The sequence below is a fragment of the Terasakiella sediminum genome (genome assembly GCF_033100395.1).
In the GTDB taxonomy this organism is placed as follows: domain Bacteria; phylum Pseudomonadota; class Alphaproteobacteria; order Rhodospirillales; family Terasakiellaceae; genus Terasakiella.
In genome coordinates this window covers 1-22305 of sequence record NZ_JAWLVJ010000038.1, presented here as the reverse complement: position 1 = coordinate 22305, position 22305 = coordinate 1, and the positions used below count along the sequence as shown (strand labels likewise).

The window sequence follows — 22305 nt, the reverse complement described above, 5'->3', positions numbered from 1 at the left end:
GCATAACGCCAAAACAGAAATTGCTGCAGTCAATCCAAAGGGCTGCATAACTGTCTACTTCTGAAGCCCCCTAAAAATGGGGGTATTACCGTTGCTCCACCATTTTGCATATTTGTCATTTGTTTTGCTATTCGCTACGTCGGTATAGAGACCAAATGCTTTGGCATCTTGGTTCATCCTATCCAAGCAGTCTGCAGTAAGAAATTTTGCCCAAGCGGAGATCCGTGGATTTGCATTTTGATGATAGGTGCTAAAGAAATTTGCCCATTCTTCATATTTGTGTGGTTTCCACTGTTTGCGCTGTCTGTATTCGTAAATTTTATTCAGCAGTAGAAAGTTTTTGTCTGTATTGTATTTTTTGTACTGATTTAAGTTTTTCCATTTTTCAATAAATTGGCCATGATCATTCCTTTTTTTGCTCAAATCATTTAGCAAGTCTGTTACGGGGGAGGTCATAGTTGGTGTGAAAGCTGCGATTATGAATAAGGTGATCGTAGAAACCAGCAGAAATTGAGATACATTTCCATGTCTTATGAATGCGAGCCACCAGATGGTTAGCTTATTTTTTGAATATGAGGAGGCAAAGATAATTCCTGTCAGAATGGACAGTAAAGCAGCTACACCCAGTCCACTGGCAGCTCCCATTGCCAGAGAGGGTACTTCCCAAATATAGTAGTTACTCCAAACGGTTTTTGAACCGACGTAGGAAAAAGCTATGATAAATGCTAGATAAAATGTGCTGACGACAAGAGGTTTCCGCAAGAGGCGCCTTATCTTTAATTTGTTTGTCTTGTCCAGTATTGTCATATTCATCTTCCTTTTAAGATTCGCACAGCATAATATATCAGATTTGCGAGAGTTTTACCTCTTTAAATGGCATTATGACCTCTATCAACGTGGGCAGGGTTGAATGATAAAATTATGGTTTTAGCGTTTAAAAATAACTAGTAAAAGATGCGAAATAGAGAATAAATATCCGACAATCCTCTCCCAGACAGCGGTGAGGTGATAAAAAGGGCAGAGAATGAATAATATCGACGATCAAATCAAACGCCGGGGGCTTTTGCTGGTGCTGACCGCGCCAAGTGGCTGTGGCAAAAGCACGATCACGCGTGCCATCATGCAGGATGATCCGTCTATTGTGGTGTCTGTTTCTGCCACCACTCGTGACCCACGTCCGGGCGAAGTGGATGGGGAACATTATTATTTTATGAGCACGGAAGAGTTTCGCACCAAAGTCGGCACCAACGATTTTCTGGAATGGGCGGAAGTCTTTGGCCGTCATTACGGCACACCCAAAGCCCCTGTGGAAGAAGCATTGGTTTCCGGCAAGGATGTGTTTTTTGATATCGATTGGCAAGGCGCTGAACAACTTCGCAAGAATGCGGCAGATGATCTAGTATGGATTTGTATCCTGCCACCGACTATTCAGTCATTGGAAGACCGCCTGCGCACACGTGGACAGGACAGTGATGAAGTGATCGCACGTCGCATGTTGGAAGCGGAAAGTGAAGCCAGCCACTGGGCGGATGCGGATTATGTGGTGGTTAATGATGATCTGGAAAAAGCAACGGACCAGGTCAAAGCCATCTTGCAGGCTGAACGCTTAAAGCGACAACGCCGTACCGGATTGGCGGACTTTGTGGAAAATATGTAGTCCGCAAATAGTCATCCCCGCGAAAGCGGGGACCCAGAATGTGATTTAATTTTGAAAACTAGGTTCCCGCATTCGCGGGAATGACGTGTTGGTGAAGAAAATGGAACTTAGTGTTTATGTTCCATTTTTTTCATGTCATGCTTCATGTCGTGTTTCATCTCGCCCATGCCCATAGCACCGGCTTTCATGATTTTAACATCGACTTTGATCTCGCCGGCTTTTTCAAAAACCAGTGTCAGTGGGAAGCTCGCCCCTTCTTTGAAAGGTTCGTTCAGTCCCATAAACATGACGTGATCGCCACCCGGTTTCAGCATGGTCATGCCTTTGGCGGCGGCGACGCTTTCAACTTTACGCATTTTCATCACGCCGTCCTGATGCAGGTGGGTGTGAATTTCGACGCGTTTTGAAACATCGGCTTTTGCGCCAATCAGCTTGTCTGCTTCACCCGTGTTTTTGATGGTCATAAATGCTGCACCAGCACGGGCCATACCCGCAGAAGCACGCGCCCAGACACCTTCAACAGAAATATCCCCTGCGAAAGAAGGAGTACTAAGGGCCAAAAGCATAGCGCCGATTAATGCAATACGTTTAAACATGGATATCTCCAATATTGATATAAGAAGGCCACCTCTTATAGGTCGCATTAGGCATGGATTGCCCGAAACTGTCAATGCAAAGATTGTCGTTTAAAATCAGTCTAAAAGAATTGATCTTGGTCTAATGAATGGGCACCGCAATAGGTCGGGTTTGTCCGGTTGATTTTTCAATTGCTTTTGATCCCATAAACTGCAGCGCACTGCGTTTGCCATAATGGGGCAGGGGGCGCATCAGGGCGGATAAGGCGGCTTCGTCCTGAACGGAAATCATGATGTATGGTGCATCGTCAAATGTTTGCCCGGCCCAGACTTTGGCTGTGGTCTCCATCGGTTTCAAGGTGTGAGGTGGCAGGCGCCATTTTTGGGCGAATGTTTCGATATCTTTATCAAGGCCGATGGTGATAAAGGCGGACGTCGGCAGGCCGGACTTTTGCAGCGTGATGCCTGTTTCACTCAATCTGTTTGCAAGGGCGATTCCGACCTCTTTCAACGACGGGCTGGCAAGAACCAGTTTGATATCCTGTGCCAGCATGACATCACGCAGGATCGGCGGGGCTTCATTGGGGCCGAGCTTGCGAAACAGGTGAAAGTCCGGATCAAGACTGACGGCTAATGGGCGCTGGCTCACCCAGGTGGAAGATTGCGAGATACGACCCTTTAGCGTGGCCGATTTATGTTTGAGTGTAGACCCGGTGCCAATCGCGATAGGAAGTTTTCCTTTGAAAACAGGGGTGTCCTGCACCACACGTGTGGTGACTTTCCAGCCTTCGCCTTTGTGATGGTTGGCGCGGGCCGAGAAGTTTTTGAACCCCGGTGCCCCGGATTTATAAACCCATTGGTGGAAGAAATAATCGAGGTCCTGACCTGATGTTTCTTCGAACGAGGTTTGTAAGTCTTTCCAGCTTGCGACCTTGAAGGCATGTTTTTGCCAGAAATGACGCAATCCCTGAAAGAAGACCTCATCCTTCAAGTCCCGGTGCAGCATATGAAAGATAAAAGCCGTCTTGTTATATCCAATGACTTGAGAGGCCTGACCATGTTTTGCGACAAATTCAACAACGGGTTTATCCTGGTCTTGGGGGAGGGCGGCATAATCACGCAGCCAGGACAGGCGCATGTCACGGGCCTTGTCAGCAGAGGCATTTTCCGCTGTCATATAATCGGCCATATAGGTGGTTAACCCTTCTGCCCAGTTACCGGATGCATAGTCTGGGAAGATGCCGTTGCCCCAATAATTGTGCAGAATTTCGTGACCCAGGGATGTTTCTTTGATGAACGGCAGGCGCAAGACCCGTTTACCGATATAGGTCGCCCCGGCAAAGCCATAGCCTGTAGGGATGGGGCTTGCGATAATGTGAAATTCCGGGAAAGGGAAGGGGCCGATTTGTTGTGAGAAACGCTGGATATAGCGCGCGGTGCGGTTCAGATAATCCTCGCTTAGATCGCCCATATCTTCATAAAAATAGGTGCGAAGACGGGTGTTTTCATATTGCAGCTGGGCTATTTTATAAGGACCTGCAAAAAGTGGCATGCCTTCTGTGGGGTTCGCCATGGTGAAGGTTGCAGTGTAACGGCTGTCCGTAATCACTTCCTCGGTGATCGCACCGGGCAGGATGGCATCCAGCGTGACCTTGAAGGTCATCAGTTCATCGGTTTTCGGATGCCAGCCGGATGGGAGATAGAGCTCGTTTTCTGAAGCAAAGCTGCCACCGCGCCAGTCCGATGGGGATTGCGCGGCAGGCAGGGGGTATTGATAAGAAAAGCTCACGCTTTTCACATTATTGACCGGATCACGGGTCGGCTTGCTTGAGGTGCCGGAAACAGTGATTTGCCGGGCGTTCAGATCAATACTGACGGCCAGATCAAAATGGACGGTTGCAAATGCCTGAGATGTCAGGCCGATGAAAAGAGTGAGAGAAAGGAGGAGCTTTTTCATAATCAATGTGGTGATTTGGGGAATTTGGCAAGAATATCGATCAGGTCGCCATCGCGTTTAATCTGCAGCGGCAACCATGTGCCCGGGGCCTGTCGATGGATAACGGTGACCAGTTCCCCCGGTGTTTTGGTGATGACACCTGCTGCAGACACAATGATATCGCCCGTTTTAAGCCCAGCATCTTCGGCAACGCTTTCTTCAATGACTTGTTCAACCAATACGCCGGATTTATCTTCGGCTTCATCAATCCGTACGCCCAACAATGGCTTGTGGCCCTGTGGCTTTTCTTCCATTTCTTCCAGGCCGAAGATGGCATCTGCGTAGGTGGGTTTCAAATCGTCACAATCCCATCCCAATGTCCAGGGCAGTAATGTTTTGGCGTGAAGACCCAATCCTTCCAATTGGTGGGGCACACCATGACCATGGGCGATATGGCCACTGCCCATGACACCAATGACCAAGGGCTCGCCGCCCAGTTTTTGAACCCGGGCAATTTCCTGTGCCATGGCGCCATCCCAGGTGAGTTGGGAGTCGACAAAGCGCTTAAATCGTTCATCTGATTTTTTTTCATCATCACTGACGTGAGAATGGCGTTCAAACACTTCTTTCAACGATGTTAGATAATCCGGGTGGGCGGGGCGTGGGGTGGCAACGCCTTCTTTTTTGTCGTCATTAACACCGTCCCAGCCCTTTTGAGAAACTTCGCCGATCAGGCTCATATCCACATTTAAGGCAACGATGGGGATACGGTTCATACGGGCAAATCGAAACAGCGGCATGTAGATATCTGCATCATGCTTCCACACATCGTTCCAGTCCGTATTGCGCAGGAATTCCGTCTCGCTTAATTCGCCACGCACCCAGGCATCCAGGGCAGGTTGAACCCGGCGCGGGAACATTTCAAAGCCGATGATGATGTTGGGGTTATGGGTATAAATCTGCGTGATGGTCTGAAGTTGCCATCTGTGATGAACTGCATCCGGGTGTTGTTCCCCCAGCAATACGACTTTTTCCTGAGCGGCCTTTTTAATCACCATCTGGCTGTCCAGATGTTGCAGGGTCTTGGGAGCAATCCATTGCGCGCGCTGAATGCAGGAAAGATTGGGTTCTTTTTCCGTCTTTTCCGTCGGCATGGCATAAGCAGTGCTTAAAAAGGCAAGAGTCAGGGCGGTGGTGATCAGGCTACAGGATTTTAAAGACATATAGGACACTCACTGTTTTTCTTCTTGTTTTCTTATCCGATGATGATGCCTAAATTGTGGCAGCTATTCGGGTTTTTTGTCGCCGGGGCTGGGGATTTCGCCAGCGATGGTGCGCCAGGCTTTGGTGTTGAAACTGTCAAGCTGCAGGGCCAAGGCACTTTCAATGGCTTCAACCGGGGTCAGAGCTTCTTTGGTCTGGCGCAGGTCTTTTTCCTTAAAAGCTTTTAGGGAAACAGCATCCATCACAACCTTGCTTCTATGTTGATGATAAAGGGCGGTGGCAGACAGGAATTCTTCATATCCGGTTGCGATATCCGGCAGATTGATGGTGATTTGATAAATCGGCTTTCGACCCAGGTCATGCGGAATTTCAGACATGAAAAGCATGGCGTTGAAATCGAAATTTTCGTCATTCATCCGGCATTTGAAAAAAGCGAGATAGTCGGCGGAGACAAAAACAATATCGTCTTCCATCGCACGACCTTCATAGGTTACTTCATAGCGGCAAGTTGGCTTTTTATGATCGGTTAAATCGATCTTGCCAACTAACGGTCCTTCAAAAGAACCATCAATCATGGGGGTCAGGGAATTGGCAAAGACATAGCCCAGATCTTTAGCATCCCGGCGCACAGCCAGCCATTGGGTACCCTTGGCTCGGCCCAGAACATTGACCACATCGCGTTTTTGTAACTTGCTGAGTTTCTTTCCCGTATTGGCTGGTTTGGCGCGCACATTGACCCGATTTTTGGTAACAAGATGCGGGCCCTTTGCCCCTTCCAGGGTGACGTTGTCAAAAAGCGAAGCTGCCTGTACGGGTCCATACAGGCCTGAAAGGAATATTGCTGTGGTGAAAATATATTTTAGATTCACCGAAAATCTCCGTTTTCAAACAACTTAACCGCATGATAACGCAAGCAGCCCGGGCTGACAATGCGATCTGGCCTCGACATTTGATCACGATTGCGTCATAAGCAGGAAAATTTTTTCTAGAGGTTCATATGGTTGTTCAGGAACTGGCAGAATTCGCTGCTGCCATCAAAAAACATGACCGCCTGTTGGGGATTGATCTGGGGACCAAAACGATTGGTCTGGCGATCTCTGATGTGATGCGCATGGTGGCAAGTCCGGTGGAAACATTGCCCAAGGGTAAGTTTTCCAAAGATGTGGTGAAACTGAAAGACCTGATCGCCAAGGAAGAAGTCGGCGGGATTGTCCTGGGGCTGCCCAAGGAAATGGATGGAACTCAGGGCAAACGCGCGCAAGCGACCAAGGCTTTTGCGTCCAACCTGTCGCGCGAAATTGATCTGCCTATCCTGTTGTGGGATGAACGTTTGTCCACTGTTGCTGTGGAACGTGTTTTGATCGGGGAAGCCGACATGACGCGCAAACGTCGATCTGAAGTGGTGGACCGTGCAGCGGCGGCTTACATCCTGCAGGGCGCGCTGGAGGCATTGGAGTATCAAAATGGCTGATTCTTCCCTGCGATTAACAGACGGGCTGGACGCCTATATCCGCAAAGTCGGCATGCGCGAAAGTGAACCGCTGCGCCGCCTGCGTGAAAAATCAAAAGCAACGCTGGTCAATGCCCAGCTGGCGATTATGCCGGAAGAAGCCTGTTTTCTGGATATGCTGGTGCGCATTACAGGGACCAAACGCATCATCGAATTTGGGGTCTATGCGGGTTATTCCACTTTGGCTCTGGCACAAGCTTTACCGGACGACGGTTATATCGTTGCGCTGGAACGTGATGAACGTTTCCCCCCTGTCGGTCAACCCTATTGGAAAGAAGCAGGTGTTGATCACAAGATCGATTTGCGCCTGTGTGATGCCAATGAAGAGATTGAAACGGTTCTGAAAGAAAACGGCCCGGAAAGTTTCGATTTCGCCTTCATCGATGCGGATAAAGCCAGTTACATGAACTATTACGAAAAGTCACTGGAACTGGTGAAACCGGGCGGGATCATCTGTGTGGATAACGTTTTGTGGTATGGTCGCGTGATTGATGAAAATGATACCACCCACCAGACCGCAGCCATCCGCGCCATCAACGAACATATCGTCGCTGATGAACGTGTCGATATGTCCATGTTGGCCATCGGTGACGGCCTCACCATCGTGCGTAAGCGTTAGGTGTTGATGAACTTCTGGACCTGGCTGGACAGTTGTTCGGCCTGTTTGGAAAGTTCACTTGCGGCATCCAGCACTTCTTTGGCTGACGTTCCTGTCATTTCGGACGCCTGATTAACGCCTTCGATATTCTGGTTCACTTCCTGCGTGGCGGCACTTTGTTCTTCAATGGCCGAGGCAATTACAGATGAGATTTCGTTGATTTCGTTGATGGTCTTGGTAATGCTTTCAATGGAATGGACGGCTTCTTTGGTTGCGGATTGGATTTCATTTATCTGCGCGCCGATTTGATCGGTGGCTTGGGCAGTTTGGTTGGCAAGGTTTTTAACTTCGCTTGCAACAACCGCAAAACCTTTGCCTGCCTCACCTGCGCGGGCAGCTTCGATGGTGGCGTTCAGCGCCAGAAGGTTGGTCTGATTGGCAATATCGGTAATGAGAGAGAGCACTTCGCCGATTTCCTGTGAGGCTGTATCCAGACTTTGTACTTTTTCATTCGCCCGTCCGGTTTGTTCAACCGCTTCACTTGAAATTTCTGTCGAGCGGGTTACTTGCCCGGAAATTTCTGAGATTGAGGCCGTTAGCTGTTCTGTCGTGGTTGAAACATTGGCGGCCAGTTCATTGGCTTGATGTGCCGTACCTGCCATGGTTTCAGAGGTTGCGCGCATTTGTGTGGCCGATGAGGCAACCAGATCGACAATTTCCTGTACGTCGCCTGCAAATTTGACCTGTTCGGTAATCACAGACCAGGTCAGCATGGCGGTGGTGTAATTGCCATCTTTGTCATAAACAGGGGATGCCAGCAAATCCAGATGCTGGTCGCCCAGCTTGATCTTGGCCTTGTGGGGAAGGTTGGATGGGTCGCCCATCAGGTTGCGTTGATGTTGTGGGTGCTTGTGGAAGATGTCAAAGCTCTGACCCATGATCTCGTCAACTTTGCAGGGCAGCAGATGTTCCAGTTGGTTTAATGTGTCGCGGCTGGTTTTGTTCATATAATTGATTTTGAAATCTTCGGTTTCTACCGCCATCACATTGATCGGCATCTGGTCGGCCATCTGGGCCAGGCGATTGCTTTCTTCTTCCAATTTCATCTTATCCGTCACGACCGACCAGGTGAGCATGGCAGTTGTATAGAGCCCTTCCGTATTAAAAATGGGTGTAACCAGCAAATCCAGCTTTTCTTTGCCCAGTGTAATGATTGTGTTGAAGGGAAGGTTGTTGGGATCGCGTAAAATGCCACGTTGTCTGTCCGGGACCTTATGGAAGACATCGATGTTGGTGCCCACGATGTCCTTTCCTTTGACCGGGATCAGGTCTTCCAGTTGCGTCAGGGTTTCAATGGACAGGCGGTTGGCATAGGTGATGTTGAAGGTAGAAATATCGCAAAACATCACATTGACAGGCATGGCATCCACAGCATCTTTAAAGCTGGAATCCCCTTTTACATTTAAACCCATGAAACTCATCGAACGCCTCCAGACTACAGAAATCAATTGTTTGCAATGTAACTTAAGAACGCTCCAAACAAGTTTTAAGCTGGTAAGAATGCGTAATACGAAGGTTGAAAAAAGCTGACATTACGGGTCATTATGGTTACTCTGACGATGGAGTTAACAACGATAAAGTGGTGAGATGACAAGTATCGTCTTTGCCTTGGGGCCAATCTTTCTTTTGATTTTGATCGGTTTTGCAATCCGCAAAAAAGAACTGATCGCGCCTTCTTTCTGGGAACCTGCCGAAGGGCTGACCTATTATATCTTTTTCCCGGCGTTATTGTTGCAGACAACCGCAAATGCAAATGTGGGCGATATCGAAGTCGCCCCCATGGCCTTTGCCATTGTGGCCTCCATGGTTTTGGTCGCCGCCCTTGCGGTAAAAGCCAAACCTTATTTGGGGGTGAATGGGGCGACCTTCACTTCTGTCTTTCAGGGCTCCATTCGTTTTAACACCTATGTGGGGATTGCCGCTGTTTCCTCCCTTTGGGGGGAGCCGGGCATGACGCTGATTGCCATTGTGATTTCTTTTACGGTGCCTTTGGTGAATGTGCTGTGTGTCATTGTGATGGAAACCTATGGCGATAGCCCGCATAGACGTGAAGGGTTTCCTCAGTTTGACAAGCTCCTACGGGCAGTGATCCGCAATCCCCTGATCCTTGCCTGTTTGCTGGGGCTGACCTTGAACGGACTGGATGTTACTTTGCCACCGATCCTTAATCCGCTGATTGAAATTCTGGCGCGGGCTTCCTTGCCGCTGGGGCTGTTATGTGTCGGGGCGGGGTTGCAGTTAAAAACTTTTCAGGAAGGGGGCAAAACCGTCTTTGTGACATCCGTTGTAAAACTGATGATTTTGCCGTTAGTTTGTCTGATCTGTTGCAGTCTGATTGGGGTAGAAGGGCTGACCCGGGACATGTGCGTTTTCTTTTGCGGATTGCCTGTAGCAACTTCGTCTTTCGTGCTCGCAAGACGCATGGGGGGGAACGGGGAAATTATGTCCGGGATCATCACAGTGACGACTCTGGGCGCGATGCTAAGCCTTCCGTTGATTTTACTGCTGCTGGAGATGCTTTGAAAGGCGCAGAAAAGCTGGTGTTGTAACAGGGGCTTGCATGGGGCAAGGCATATGCATATAGTCCGCCCTCATGAGCACCAGAGACAGAGAATTACGCTTTACGCATCGGCACCTGCTTGGCATCGAAGGGCTATATCCTTTTGAATTGACCGACATTTTGGACCGGGCGGAAAGATACGCCGCACTGAACAGAGAACGCCAACCGGTTGAGCAGAAGCTGCAAGGTCGCACCGTCATCAATCTCTTCTTTGAGAATTCCACACGAACGAGGACATCTTTTGAACGCGCCGCCAAACGTTTGGGCGCAGATGTGATCAATATGTCCGTTGCGACCTCATCAATCAAAAAGGGCGAAACCCTGATTGATACGGCGGTGACGCTGAATGCCATGCACCCGGACGTGCTGGTGGTTCGTCATGGGGATTCTGGTGCGGTGAAATTGCTTTCGCAAAAAGTGAACTGTGCTGTGTTGAACGCAGGTGACGGCACGCACGAACATCCGACACAAGCTTTGCTGGATGCGCTGACCATTCGTCGTCGTAAAGGCAAGTTTACCGGGTTGACCGTTGCAATCTGCGGTGACGTGCTGCATTCCCGTGTGGCGCGCTCCAACATTCATTTGCTCAGTGCCATGGGCGCGCAGGTGCGTCTTGTTGCACCAACAACCCTGTTGCCATCCAACATGGCAATTTTGGGCGCCGAAGTTTATAACGACATGCGCGAAGGCCTGAAGGATGTGGATGTGGTGATGATGCTGCGTCTGCAGAAAGAACGTATGGAAGGGGCATACTTGCCGTCCCAACGCGAATATTTCCATTTCTATGGCCTGGATTACGATAAGCTGTCTTACGCAAAAGATGATGCGCTGATCATGCACCCGGGGCCGATGAACCGTGGGGTAGAGATCGATTCAGACGTCGCTGACGATATCGAACGTTCCGCCATTCAGGAACAGGTGGAAATGGGCGTGGCCGCGCGGATGGCCTGTCTGGAAGTGGTGACCGCCAATCTGGAACAATGGCGTGAGGAGAACGGGGTATGAGTTTGAAACCGCAAGGCCGTGTGGCCTATGTAAACGCCCGTCTGCTTGACCCGGCAACAGGTCTGGATGTTATGGGCGGTGTGCTGACCGAAGGCGAAAAAATCACCGATTTCGGACCGGGCTATGCCAAGGCAACCGGGGAATATGGGGACGTCAGCGTTGTTGACTGCGAAGGCGCCTGCCTCTGTCCCGGTCTGGTCGATATCCGCGTTCAGTTGCGTGAACCGGGGGAAGAACATAAAGGCACGCTAAAGACAGCCGGGGAAGCCGCCACATCCGGTGGCATCACATCCATGGTCAGTCTGCCCAATACAAACCCTGTCACTGATGATATGAGCGTGGTGGAATTTGTTGCCCGCCGTGCCCGTCTGCTGGGTCTCAGTAAAGTATACCCTTACGGTGCGATCACCAAAGGCTTGCAGGGGAAAGACATGGCTGAAATGGGCATGTTGAAAGAATCAGGTGCGGTTGCCTTTACCGACGGCATACGCGCTGTGGCCTCGCCCAAAGTGATGCGCAAGGCGCTGTCTTATGCGCGTAACTATGACCTGTTACTGGTGCAGCACCCGGAAGAACCATCATTGGCTGAAGGTGGTCATATGAACGCAGGTGATCTGGCGCTGCGTATGGGGCTGACAGGCATTCCGGCTGTGGCGGAAACCATTATGGTGGCGCGCGACGTACGATTGGCTGAAGATACAGGTGGGCGTCTGCACTTTGCCCATATTTCAACCGCAGAAAGTATCGATATCATTCGCCGCGCCAAAGAACGTGGCGTGCGTGTCACCTGTGATACAGCCCCGCCCTATTTTTCACTGAACGAACTGGCTGTGGGGGAATATCGGACCTTTGCGAAACTGTCCCCGCCACTACGTAGTGAAGAAGACCGCCAAGCCATCATTGAAGGTATCAAGGACGGGGTGATTGATGTGGTTGCATCTGATCACGCCCCGGAAGATGAAGATTCAAAGCGTCTGCCATTCGCGCAAGCTGCCTTTGGCGGTGTCGGGCTGGAAACTTTGCTGGCGATTACGCTTGAACTATATCACAACGGGCATATGAGCCTGCTGGACAGTCTGAAAACACTGACCTGTAATCCTGCCGACATCATTGGTCTGCCTGCTGGCAAACTGGAAAAAGGTGCATCTGCTGATCTCTGTATCTTTGATCCGGATCGCGGTTGGAAAATCGATGCGGATCAGTTGTCTTCAAAATCCAAGAACTCCCCCTTTGATGGACGCTTGGCACAGGGGCGTTGTTTGCGTACTGTGGTTGACGGTCGCACGGTCTTTGAACTTTAGGAATTAGGAGCATCCCTGTGGGAACAGTACCAATTATCGTAACGCACGAATGGCAGATGGCTGCGCTTATGGGCTATCTGCTGGGCTCTATTCCATTTGGTCTGTTGCTGACCCGTCTGTTTAACGCAGGTGATCTGCGTCAGATCGGGTCTGGCAACATCGGCACCACCAACGTGCTGCGCACGGGTCGCAAAGGTTTGGCGGCTGCGACTTTGTTGCTGGATGGCGGTAAAGGGGCGGTGGCTGTGTTGCTGGCAGGGTATTGGTACGCACCGGATGCAGCGATTGTGGCAGGTCTTTTGGCGGTCTTTGGCCATAACTTCCCCATGTGGCTGCGCTTTAAGGGCGGCAAAGGTGTGGCAACCACATTGGGTGTGTTGCTGGCTTTGTCCTGGCCTGCGGGTGTGGCGACGTGTCTGACTTGGCTGGTGGTGGCTGTTGCCTTCAGATATTCATCGCTTTCTGCACTGGTGGCTTTTGCGGCCTCACCTATTTATATGTATTTTCTAGGTGATGAAAATAAAGCTGTGCTTGCAGTTCTACTTGCAGTTCTGGGCATTGCGCGTCATCATGAAAATATCAAACGTCTGATGGCGGGTGAAGAATCGAAGATCGGCCAGAAATAATTCTGCATTTATCGGTGGGTCATGACCTCAAATACAGATCAATCGCCTCCTTCCATTGAAGAAGCCAACCTGTTACAGGCGGTGATCAATGCCGTGCCTGTGCCAATTTTTTTTAAGGATTCAGAAGGGCGCTATTTGGGCTGTAACCGTGCATTTGAAGAATATGTCGGCAAATCCAAGGAAGAACTGGTCGGTTTTGGTGTGTTTGATCTGTTTGATCGCGAATTGGCCGAAGTTTACCACAAGGCAGATCTGGCCCTGATGGACAGTCAGGGCAAGCAGGTTTATGAAGCTCAAGTCGAATATGCCGATGGGACCATCCGCGATGTAATGTTCCACAAAGCCTGTTTTCATGCGGTCAGCGAAGATATCAACGGCATTGTTGGTGCTATTCTGGATATCACGGACCGAAAACGTGCAGAGATGGAACTGGAACATCGTGCCATGACCGATGCGCTGACCGGGCTGAACAATCGATATTCCCTGATCCATGAATTAAACCATGCGCTGAAGCTGTCCAAACGCACCGACAACCGCGTCGTTTTTATGATGTTGGATCTGGATGACTTCAAAAAAGTAAATGATACTTACGGTCACCCGGCAGGTGATGAGCTGATGGTCGAAGCCGCGCGCCGTCTGCGTGACTGTGTGCGTGAAAGTGATACGGTCGCACGCATTGGCGGGGATGAATTTGCCGTTGTGCTGGAACGTATGGCAGGGAAAGAAGATGCCTCTATCGTAGCGCAAAAAATCATTGATGCTTTGTCTGAACCGTTTGAGGTTGAAGGCAATTGGATCACGGTCGGGGGGAGTATCGGTATTGCATGCTCGCCAAAAGACGGGGTGACATCCCTTGATCTGATGAAGATGGCGGACATTGCCCTCTATAATGTCAAAGACCGGGGCAAGGGGCAGTTTAGCTATTATTCTGACCCGGAATAAAAAACGCCCACATCCGTTCATAGCTTTTGTCACATAGATAAAGGCGATGACGATGAACGAACATACACTATCTTTTGATGAACGACTGGCATGGCTGCGCCTGATCCGCAGTGAAAACGTTGGCCCCATTACATTTTACCGATTGCTGGAACAATATGGTTCTGCGCAGGCGGCGCTAAAGGCTTTGCCCGATCTTGCAAAAAAAGGCGGGCGCAAACGCGCGATTAAAATCTGTAGTAAATCCGATGCCCAAAAAGAACTGACGGAGGTGAAGGAACTGGGCGCGGAACTGATCATGCGCGATGAGGCCGCTTATCCACCTTTGTTGGCACAGGTGGAAGATGCACCGCCCGTTTTATCCGTGCGCGGGCACGCACATTTATTAAGAAAGAGAAGTATCGCCATCGTCGGGGCGCGAAATGCGTCTATCAACGGCTGTAACTTCGCGGCACAGCTTGCGCGTGATCTCGGGCAAGGTGGGTTATTGGTGGTGTCCGGTCTGGCCCGTGGTGTAGACGGAGCTGCCCATGCCGCATCGCTTGAAACTGGAACGGTGGGTGTGCAGGGTGGTGGAGTCGATGTGATCTACCCGAAAGAAAATGCACACTTATATAATGAGATGGCGGAACGTGGATGTGTGATCGCCGAACCAAAAATCGGAATTCAACCGCAGGCCAGACATTTCCCAAGACGCAACCGCATTATCTCCGGCATGGCGCGCGCGATTGTGGTGGTGGAAGCTTCGCCCCGGTCCGGTTCCCTGATCACTGCACGGCTGGCGCTGGAGCAGGGACGCGACGTTTTTGCGGTTCCTGGCTCCCCACTCGACCCCAGATCGAAGGGCACAAACGCCCTGATTCGCGACGGTGCGATTTTGGTGGAAAGCGCGCAAGATATTTTAACTGAGCTTAATCATGTTCAAAACACGCCATTAGAAGAGCGAAAAGGGTCATATTATCAAAGGGATAATATCACTATGCCTAGTGAGGACATGTTACAGGCTGCAAGGGGCCAAATCATAAAAAGTTTGTCTCCAACACCAGTTTTCGTTGACGAAATCATCCGGCAATGCCAAATCTCTGCTTCCATAGTGCAAACCGTTTTGCTGGAACTGGAACTTGCCGGAAGCCTGGAACGCCATCCCGGAAACAAAGTTTCTTTAATCATTTAAAGGGGTTATGCACAATCCGTGCTTTTATGAAACCGAAGTTAAGAAGACTTACTGATGAACGTTGTTGTCGTCGAATCGCCAGCCAAAGCCAAAACGATCAATAAATATCTGGGCAAGGACTATAAGGTTCTGGCCTCGTATGGTCATATTCGTGACCTTCCGGCGAAAGACGGATCGGTTCGTCCCGACGATGATTTCTCCATGGATTGGGAGATGGACGCGCGTTCCAAGAAACAGTTTAAAGAAATCACCGACGCCATGAAGGGCGCGGATAAACTGTTTCTCGCGACTGACCCGGATCGTGAAGGGGAAGCCATTTCATGGCACGTGCAGGAAGTTCTGGAAAAACGTCGCCTGCTGAAAGGCGTAGATGTCAAGCGCATTGTTTTTCATGAAATTACAAAACAGGCTGTTTTAGACGCCGTTGCGACACCACGGGAGATCAATCAGGAACTGGTTGAAGCTTATCTTGCTCGTCGTGCGCTGGATTATCTGGTGGGTTTTAACCTGTCGCCTGTTTTGTGGCGCAAATTGCCGGGGTCGCGTTCGGCCGGGCGTGTACAATCCGTTGCGCTTCGTCTGATCTGTGAACGTGAAGCGGAAATTGAAGCCTTCAAACCGATTGAATATTGGTCTGTGGACAGCAAATTTACCACACCAAAACGTAAGACATTGGCGGCTAACCTGACCCATTTAAATGGGGAAAAGCTCGGCAAGCATGATATTGGCAATGAAGATGCGGCGAAAAAGGCTGTGGCTGCTGTCGAAGCGGGCCAATATACGGTTGGCGATGTGGAACGTAAAAAATCCAAACGCAACCCGGCTCCACCCTTTACAACGTCAACCCTGCAGCAGGAAGCTTCGCGTAAACTGGGCTTTGGCGCAAAACGTACCATGCAGGTGGCGCAAAAACTTTACGAAGGGATCAACATCGGTGGGGAAACCGTCGGTCTGATCACTTATATGCGTACCGATGCGGTGAACCTGTCTAACGAAGCGATCTTTGCCGCACGCGACCTGATCGGGGATCAGTATGGTGCGAAGTACGTGCCGGAAAGCCCGCGTACTTATAAGATAAAAGCCAAGAATGCACAGGAAGCCCACGAAGCCATCCGTCCAACAGGCGTAACCCGCCGCCCGGAAGAAATGGCCAAGTTCCTGGATGCGGACCAGCTGAAACTTTATAGCCTGATCTGGAAACGCACCATTGCCTGTCAGATGGCAAGTGCGGAACTGGACCAGGTTGCTGTTGTGATCCAAAGCCAGGATAAACAGACATGGCTGCGCGCCAGTGGTTCTGTTATCACATTTGATGGCTTCCTGACCCTGTATCAGGAAGGTCGCGATGATGCATCCGATGATGAAAATGGTGATAAGATCCTGCCAGATGTACAGACAGGAGATGTCCTGAATCTGGGACCTGTGAATTCTGATCAGCACTTTACACAGCCGCCACCCCGATATTCCGAAGCGTCGCTCGTGAAGAAGATGGAAGAACTGGGTATTGGCCGTCCGTCCACATATGCCAGCATTATTTCTGTGCTGCAGGACCGTGACTATGTGGTTCTGGAAAAGAAACGTTTTATCCCGGAAGACCGTGGTCGTCTGGTGACAGCATTTTTGAACAACTTCTTCAAACGCTATGTGGAATATGATTTCACAGCTAATCTGGAAGACCAGCTGGATGAAGTGTCCAACGGGGATCAGGATTGGCAGAAAGTCTTGCGCGATTTCTGGAAAGCCTTTAGCGGGGCGATTGATGAAACCAAGGAACTGCGCGTTCGTGACGTACTGGATGCGTTGAACGAGGACCTGGCCGATCACTTCTTCCATGAAACAGAAGATGGCCGTGATCCACGCAGCTGTCCAACCTGTGGCGATGGCCGTCTGAGTTTGAAACTGGGCAAGTTTGGTGCCTTTATCGGTTGTTCCAACTATCCAGAATGTCGCTATACCCGTCCGCTGATCAAGGCGGATGAAGGTGATGAGAACCTGCCTGATCTGGATTCCGGTCCGAAAGAACTGGGCCTTGATCCGGAAACAGGCGAAATGGTGACCATGCGTCGCGGCCCATATGGTCTTTATGTCCAGATCGGGGATATCGATCCGGAAGATAAGAAGAAAAAGCCGAAACGTGCGTCCCTGACATCGGATATGAATGCCGCTGAAATGGATTTGCAGGCAGCGCTCAAACTTCTGTCCCTGCCACGTAATGTCGGTATCTTCCCGGAAACGGGCGAAATCATCAAGGCGGGCATTGGTCGCTTTGGCCCTTATGTGTCTGTGGGCAAGACCTTTGTTTCCATTAAGGAAGACAGCCCTTACACCATCGGTGAAAACCGTGCCATCGATTTGATCCATGAAAAAATGGAAAAGACGCAGATGGTTGTCCTGGGCCAACACCCGGAAGAGAAAAAAGACATCATCATGCAAAATGGCCGCTGGGGCCCGTTTGTAAAAGTCGGTCGTATCAACGCGCGCCTGCCAAAGGATATGGAACGCGATGATATGACGCTGGAAATCGCCATTGAGATGCTGAACAAGAAAGGCGCGGGCAAAAAGAAGAAAGCCCCTGCCAAGAAAAAAGCAGCAGCGAAAAAGACAACGGCCAAGAAAACAACGGCTAAGAAACCTGCGGCGAAAAAGAAGGCCGCGGCGAAAAAGAAAGCTACTGAAGAATAGACACGCGTCATCCCTCTGCAGGCAGGGATCTTCTGGCAACAGATTCCTGCCTGCGCAGGAATGACGATATAATTTTAACCCAAACGTCATCGCGCACTTGTTGCGCGATCATGGGAAATCGCAGTAGTCTGTCATTTACCCATAGCCCCGCGACATGCGCGGGGCGGCGATAAGGTATGTAAATGACCCAAAAAGATAGAAAACCCGTTCCTTTCCCGACGAAAGAACAAATCCTCGACTTCATCAATGAGTCACCATCACAGGTGGGAAAACGTGAAATTGCGCGTGCCTTTTCTTTACGCGGCCCAGCCAAGATTGAACTGAAAAAAGTTCTGAAAGAACTGGAACGCGATGGCAAGATTGGACGTGGGCGTCAGCGCCGTTTTGCCACGCCGGGGTCCATGCCGGATGTGACTGTGCTGGAAATTACAGGCATTGATGAAGATGGGGAGTTGTTGGCAACACCGCTGAGCTGGCAAGGCGATGATCGCCCGCCCAAGGTCTATGTGGCGCAATCCGGTGGCCGCACGGCCTATGGCATTCGTGACCGTGTACTCTGTCGCATGCGGAAAATCTCAGCCAAGGAATATGAAGCTCAGGTCATCCGGCAAATCTCTGAAGCGCCTTCACGCGTACTGGGGATTTACCAGACCAATGGAGAAGAGGGACGTTTGATCCCAACCGATCGCCGGGCTAAAAGTGAATTTATCATCGCCAAGGAAAATGCTGGCGACGCAGAAGACGGCGAACTGGTCTTGTGTGAACCTTTGCCCGGTCGTGTCTATGGGCTGAAGCCTGCGCGCGTGGTGGAACGTCTGGGTGATAGCAATCAGCCCAAGGCGGTCTCACTCGTTTGTATCCATGCCCATGATATCCCAACCGAATTTACCCCGGCTGCCATTGAACAGGCAGAAACAGCTGAAGCCGTGCCACTGGGCAAACGGGTTGATCTGCGCGATATCCCGCTGGTGACTATTGATGGGGCGGATGCGCGTGACTTTGATGATGCCGTCTTTGCAGAACCCGATACGGACCCGAAGAATAAAGGCGGCTGGCATATCATTGTTGCGATCGCCGATGTGGCCCACTATGTGCGCCATCTGGACGATCTGGATCGCGGTGCGTTTGAACGCGGCAATTCTGTGTATTTCCCCGACCGGGTCGTGCCGATGTTGCCGGAAGCTCTCTCCAACGGCTGGTGCTCGCTGGTCCCGCATGAAGATCGCGGCTGTCTGGCGGCCCATATGTGGATTGATGCGGATGGTCATCTGCTGCGCCATAAATTTATTCGTGGCCTGATGCGCTCCCATGCGCGCTTGACCTACGAACAAGCCCAAGCTGCCCGTGATGGCCAACTGGATGAAGTGACCGAACCGATTATGGAGACGGTGATCAACCCGCTCTATGGCGCCTATGCCAGCTTTTTGAAATACCGCGAAGAACGCAACGTTCTGGAACTGGATGTGCCGGAACGTCAGATGAGATTTGATGATCTGGGCAATGTGGCCTCTATCGACAAACGTCAGCGTCTGGACAGTCACAAGCTGATCGAAGAATTTATGATCACGGCCAATGTGGCAGCGGCTGAAGCGCTGGAACATAAACGCCAGCCCTGTATGTATCGTATCCACGATGCACCGGGTCTGGAAAAGATGGAAGCGCTGCGTCAGTTCCTTTGGTCATTGGATATCAAGCTTGCCAAGGGCCAACAACCCAGCCCGAAAATCTTCAACAGGATTTTGAGCGATGCGTCTAAAACTGATCAGAACCATATGATCAACACTATTGTGCTGAGATCACAGGCCCAGGCGGAATACAACCCGGAAAACATCGGTCACTTTGGTCTGGCGCTGAACCGCTATGCCCATTTTACATCCCCGATCCGTCGTTATTCCGACCTTCTGGTTCACCGTGCGCTCATTAAAGGCTATGGGCTGGGTGAGGGCGGTCTGGAAGAAAGTACCAAGGACTTTGGGGAGATGGGCGACCATCTTTCCAAGACCGAACGCCGTGCAGCGGGTGCTGAACGTGATGCGATGGATCGTTATACCACGCTCTTTATGGCGGACCGGGTTGGTGCAAGCTTTGGTGCACGCATCAATGGGGTGACGCGCTTTGGCCTGTTTATCACGCTGGATGAAACGGGTGCGGATGGATTGGTGCCGATCCGAAGCCTGCCGATGGATTATTATGACCATGACGAACAGCTGCATCTGTTGCGCGGAAAACGTAACGGCCTGACCTTCCGTCTGGGTGAACGGGTGGAAGCCAAACTGATGGAAGCTGATGTTGTGACAGGCGGTATGGTGTTTAATCTTGTTTTAAAGCCCGAAGACGTCGCCAAGGCGGCCAAATCCGGTGGCGGTGGTCGAAAACCACGCAAAGGCCATCGTAAAGGCTTTAAAAAGGCTTCAAAAAGCAGAAGACGCCAGCGTTAGGTCTTCCCCCCTAGGTGACAAAAGGTTTTTAATTTGTCATGATGCGATCATGAAATTGATGAACAGATCCCTTGTTGGCTCCTTCGCTGCACTTTTGATCCTGTCAGCCTGTGCCGGGCCCCAGTCGCCCACCTATCAGGCCCGTCTGGATAAAGTGACTGAGGATATGCGCGTCAAAATGCCGCGTGATGAGATTTCATCTGTTCTGGCTTCCGGCTTTTATAATGTTTCTGAACGGGCATTGACCCCGGTGGATGTGCGTGCCCTCGGCCTGGAAGGCCTGCGTGGGCTTGCGACCATTGATCCTGAAATTGGCGTTGCCGAAAAAGACGGTGTGATCGAAATCCGTTATGGCGATGATTATGTCACCGCTGTTGTCGAACCCATGGCCCATGATAGTGAAAGCTGGTCAGATGTGGTCTATGAGGTTCTGCAGGCGCTCTGGCCCTATTCTGAAGATTTGGTCGCGACAAGTTCCGAACGGGTCTATGAAGCTGTCTTTGACGCTGCCTTGTCCAATCTGGATATCTTTTCACGCTATGCCGGACAGAAAGAGGCAGAAGAGCATCGTGATCGCCGTGAAGGGTTTGGCGGCATTGATGTGAGCCTGCGCAAAAGCGGGGATGATTTCTTTATCAAACGTGTTGGGCGCGACAGTCCGGCCTTTGAAGGTGGTGTGCGCAAGGGAGACCGGATCATCCGGGTGGATGGTCAGTCTGTCAGCCAAAAACGCCTGCATCAGGTTTACGACATGATGCGCGGTAAAATCCAGACGGAAATGGTGCTGGAAGTTGAACGTGTGGAAACGGGCGCTGTTCATAAATTGTTTTTATGGCGTGAACTGGTGATCCCGCAGACGGTCTGGGCGTCTTTTGATGATGGTGTCTTAAACCTTCGGATCAGCAGCTTTAATGAACGCACGGTGGGCAGCTTGTCCCAGGAAGTGCAGGATATTGCCTTGATGCATGGACAACGTTTTCGGGGGCTGGTGCTGGATCTGCGTGGCAATCCAGGTGGTTTGCTGAAAAAGGCGGTGCGCGTGGCGGATTTATTCTTGCCGGGCGGGCGTATTATTTCCACTCAGGGCCGTCATCCAGACAGTTTTGAAGTTTATGAAGCCGATTTGATTGATGTGGCGCAGGGCCGTCCCATGGTGGTCTTGCTGGACGGTAAAAGTGCCTCGGCCTCTGAAATTGTGGCTGCCGCCCTGCAGGACCGAGGGCGCGCGGTTGTGGTTGGCAGTTCGTCTTATGGCAAAGGCACGGTGCAGTCGGTACAGCGCCTGCCCAATGACGGGGAAATCACGGTGACCTGGTCGCGGTTGATTGCGCCAAGCGGATATGCTTTCCACGGATTGGGCGTGCGGCCATCGGTTTGTACCAGTGGGGTGAAAGATAATCCGGATCGCGGTGCGGCCCTGTTTGAAGATGATGGTCGGGCCTTGATGAAAAACTGGCGTACTGTTGCCATTGAAGACCGTTCCGGGCGTAAAAGTCTGCGCCTGACCTGCCCGCCGGATCGAAGGCGCAAAGGAATCGATAAAGAGATTGCGCGCAATATTATCCTTGATCCAGGGTTATATAAGCGATTTATGGGTTTTACGACCATCGCGACCGTCGCACAATAGCTGGCAAAACGCATCTTTGTCATAAAATCGTAGAAATCGGGTTGACATTGAAAATATTGCCTGTATTGTCCGGCGCTCAACACGCAATATTTTTGCTACAGGATTTAATAAGATGGCTAAGCCAACCACCATTCAGGTCAGACTGGTAAGCACCGCTGACACGGGTTATTTTTACGTAACGAAGAAAAACCCGCGCAACATCACCGAGAAGCTGGAATTCCGCAAATACGACCCGGTGGTACGCAAGCACGTGCTGTTTAAAGAAGCTAAGATTAAATAATCTCGCTTCACCAGCGTATACCTTGACCCGTCCTAAAATACGTTGACGGTTTTAGGTTAAGCCCGTTGCTTTTGGCAGCGGGCTTTTCTGTGCATTTGGTTTGGCGTTTTCAT

At 50.7% G+C, this 22305-nt stretch carries 19 protein-coding genes; 13 read left to right on the top strand and 6 right to left on the bottom strand.

Annotated features, from left to right (window positions below; genetic code table 11):
* Positions 1-54: 54 nt before the first annotated feature.
* The gene (locus tag RYZ26_RS18935; protein ID WP_317684819.1) at positions 55-807 is read right to left on the bottom strand and encodes a hypothetical protein; all 753 of its coding nucleotides are present in this window, start codon (positions 805-807) and stop codon (positions 55-57) included.
* 217 nt (positions 808-1024) lie between these two features.
* Between RYZ26_RS18935 and gmk the strand changes: the two genes are divergently transcribed.
* Positions 1025-1657 carry a guanylate kinase gene (gene gmk, locus RYZ26_RS18930; protein WP_317684818.1) on the top strand — a complete coding sequence of 211 codons (633 nt, stop codon included), beginning with the start codon at positions 1025-1027 and terminating at the stop codon, positions 1655-1657.
* A gap of 107 nt (positions 1658-1764) precedes the next feature.
* On the opposite strand, the gene RYZ26_RS18925 is transcribed toward gmk, so the two are convergent.
* The 4 genes from RYZ26_RS18925 to RYZ26_RS18910 form a co-directional block, all read right to left on the bottom strand.
* On the bottom strand, positions 1765-2253 hold the full coding sequence (locus tag RYZ26_RS18925; protein ID WP_317684817.1) for a copper chaperone PCu(A)C: 489 nt from the start codon (positions 2251-2253) through the stop codon (positions 1765-1767).
* A 121-nt stretch (positions 2254-2374) separates the two neighbouring features.
* Complete coding sequence (locus RYZ26_RS18920) at positions 2375-4189, bottom strand: M1 family metallopeptidase (RefSeq protein ID WP_317684816.1); 1815 nt, start codon at positions 4187-4189, stop codon at positions 2375-2377.
* Positions 4190-4191: 2 nt separating this feature from the next.
* Positions 4192-5391: a ChaN family lipoprotein gene (locus RYZ26_RS18915; protein ID WP_317684815.1), complete on the bottom strand. Its 1200-nt coding sequence runs from the start codon at positions 5389-5391 to the stop codon at positions 4192-4194.
* A 63-nt stretch (positions 5392-5454) separates the two neighbouring features.
* Positions 5455-6261: an SH3 domain-containing protein gene (locus RYZ26_RS18910; RefSeq protein ID WP_317684814.1), complete on the bottom strand. Its 807-nt coding sequence runs from the start codon at positions 6259-6261 to the stop codon at positions 5455-5457.
* Positions 6262-6389: 128 nt separating this feature from the next.
* On the opposite strand from RYZ26_RS18910, the gene ruvX reads away from it, so the two are divergent.
* Both ruvX and RYZ26_RS18900 read left to right on the top strand, forming a co-directional pair.
* Positions 6390-6863 carry a Holliday junction resolvase RuvX gene (ruvX, locus tag RYZ26_RS18905; RefSeq protein WP_317684813.1) on the top strand — a complete coding sequence of 158 codons (474 nt, stop codon included), beginning with the start codon at positions 6390-6392 and terminating at the stop codon, positions 6861-6863.
* Positions 6856-7521: an O-methyltransferase gene (locus tag RYZ26_RS18900; RefSeq protein ID WP_317684812.1), complete on the top strand. Its 666-nt coding sequence runs from the start codon at positions 6856-6858 to the stop codon at positions 7519-7521. Before ruvX ends, RYZ26_RS18900 begins: the two co-directional genes overlap by 8 nt.
* Here the strand turns inward: RYZ26_RS18900 and RYZ26_RS18895 are convergent.
* Complete coding sequence (locus tag RYZ26_RS18895; protein ID WP_317684811.1) at positions 7518-8981, bottom strand: methyl-accepting chemotaxis protein; 1464 nt, start codon at positions 8979-8981, stop codon at positions 7518-7520. The two genes, RYZ26_RS18900 and RYZ26_RS18895, sit on opposite strands and share 4 nt — an antisense overlap.
* Positions 8982-9147: 166 nt before the next feature.
* Here RYZ26_RS18895 and RYZ26_RS18890 point away from each other — a divergent pair, with 166 nt between their 5' ends.
* From RYZ26_RS18890 to rpmG, 10 genes are all read left to right on the top strand, one after another.
* A complete protein-coding gene (locus RYZ26_RS18890; RefSeq protein ID WP_317684810.1) occupies positions 9148-10083 on the top strand; it encodes an AEC family transporter in 936 nt (311 codons plus the stop codon).
* Between the two features lie 70 nt (positions 10084-10153).
* A complete protein-coding gene (locus RYZ26_RS18885) occupies positions 10154-11125 on the top strand; it encodes an aspartate carbamoyltransferase catalytic subunit (protein WP_317684809.1) in 972 nt (323 codons plus the stop codon).
* Positions 11122-12426: a dihydroorotase gene (locus RYZ26_RS18880; protein ID WP_317684808.1), complete on the top strand. Its 1305-nt coding sequence runs from the start codon at positions 11122-11124 to the stop codon at positions 12424-12426. Before RYZ26_RS18885 ends, RYZ26_RS18880 begins: the two co-directional genes overlap by 4 nt.
* A gap of 56 nt (positions 12427-12482) precedes the next feature.
* Entirely contained in the window at positions 12483-13052 is a 570-nt protein-coding gene (plsY, locus tag RYZ26_RS18875; protein ID WP_317684820.1) for a glycerol-3-phosphate 1-O-acyltransferase PlsY, read from the top strand.
* A gap of 21 nt (positions 13053-13073) precedes the next feature.
* The gene (locus tag RYZ26_RS18870) at positions 13074-13994 is read left to right on the top strand and encodes a diguanylate cyclase domain-containing protein (RefSeq protein ID WP_317684807.1); all 921 of its coding nucleotides are present in this window, start codon (positions 13074-13076) and stop codon (positions 13992-13994) included.
* 52 nt (positions 13995-14046) lie between these two features.
* Positions 14047-15165, top strand: a complete 1119-nt coding sequence (dprA, locus tag RYZ26_RS18865) for a DNA-processing protein DprA (RefSeq protein ID WP_317684806.1) — start codon at positions 14047-14049, stop codon at positions 15163-15165.
* Positions 15166-15219: 54 nt separating this feature from the next.
* On the top strand, positions 15220-17847 hold the full coding sequence (gene topA / locus RYZ26_RS18860) for a type I DNA topoisomerase (RefSeq protein ID WP_317684805.1): 2628 nt from the start codon (positions 15220-15222) through the stop codon (positions 17845-17847).
* Between the two features lie 182 nt (positions 17848-18029).
* Positions 18030-20285: a ribonuclease R gene (gene rnr, locus RYZ26_RS18855; protein WP_317684804.1), complete on the top strand. Its 2256-nt coding sequence runs from the start codon at positions 18030-18032 to the stop codon at positions 20283-20285.
* A gap of 58 nt (positions 20286-20343) precedes the next feature.
* A complete protein-coding gene (locus RYZ26_RS18850) occupies positions 20344-21912 on the top strand; it encodes a S41 family peptidase (RefSeq protein WP_317684803.1) in 1569 nt (522 codons plus the stop codon).
* Between the two features lie 112 nt (positions 21913-22024).
* Complete coding sequence (rpmG, locus tag RYZ26_RS18845) at positions 22025-22192, top strand: 50S ribosomal protein L33 (protein WP_028877909.1); 168 nt, start codon at positions 22025-22027, stop codon at positions 22190-22192.
* Positions 22193-22305: the final 113 nt, after the last annotated feature.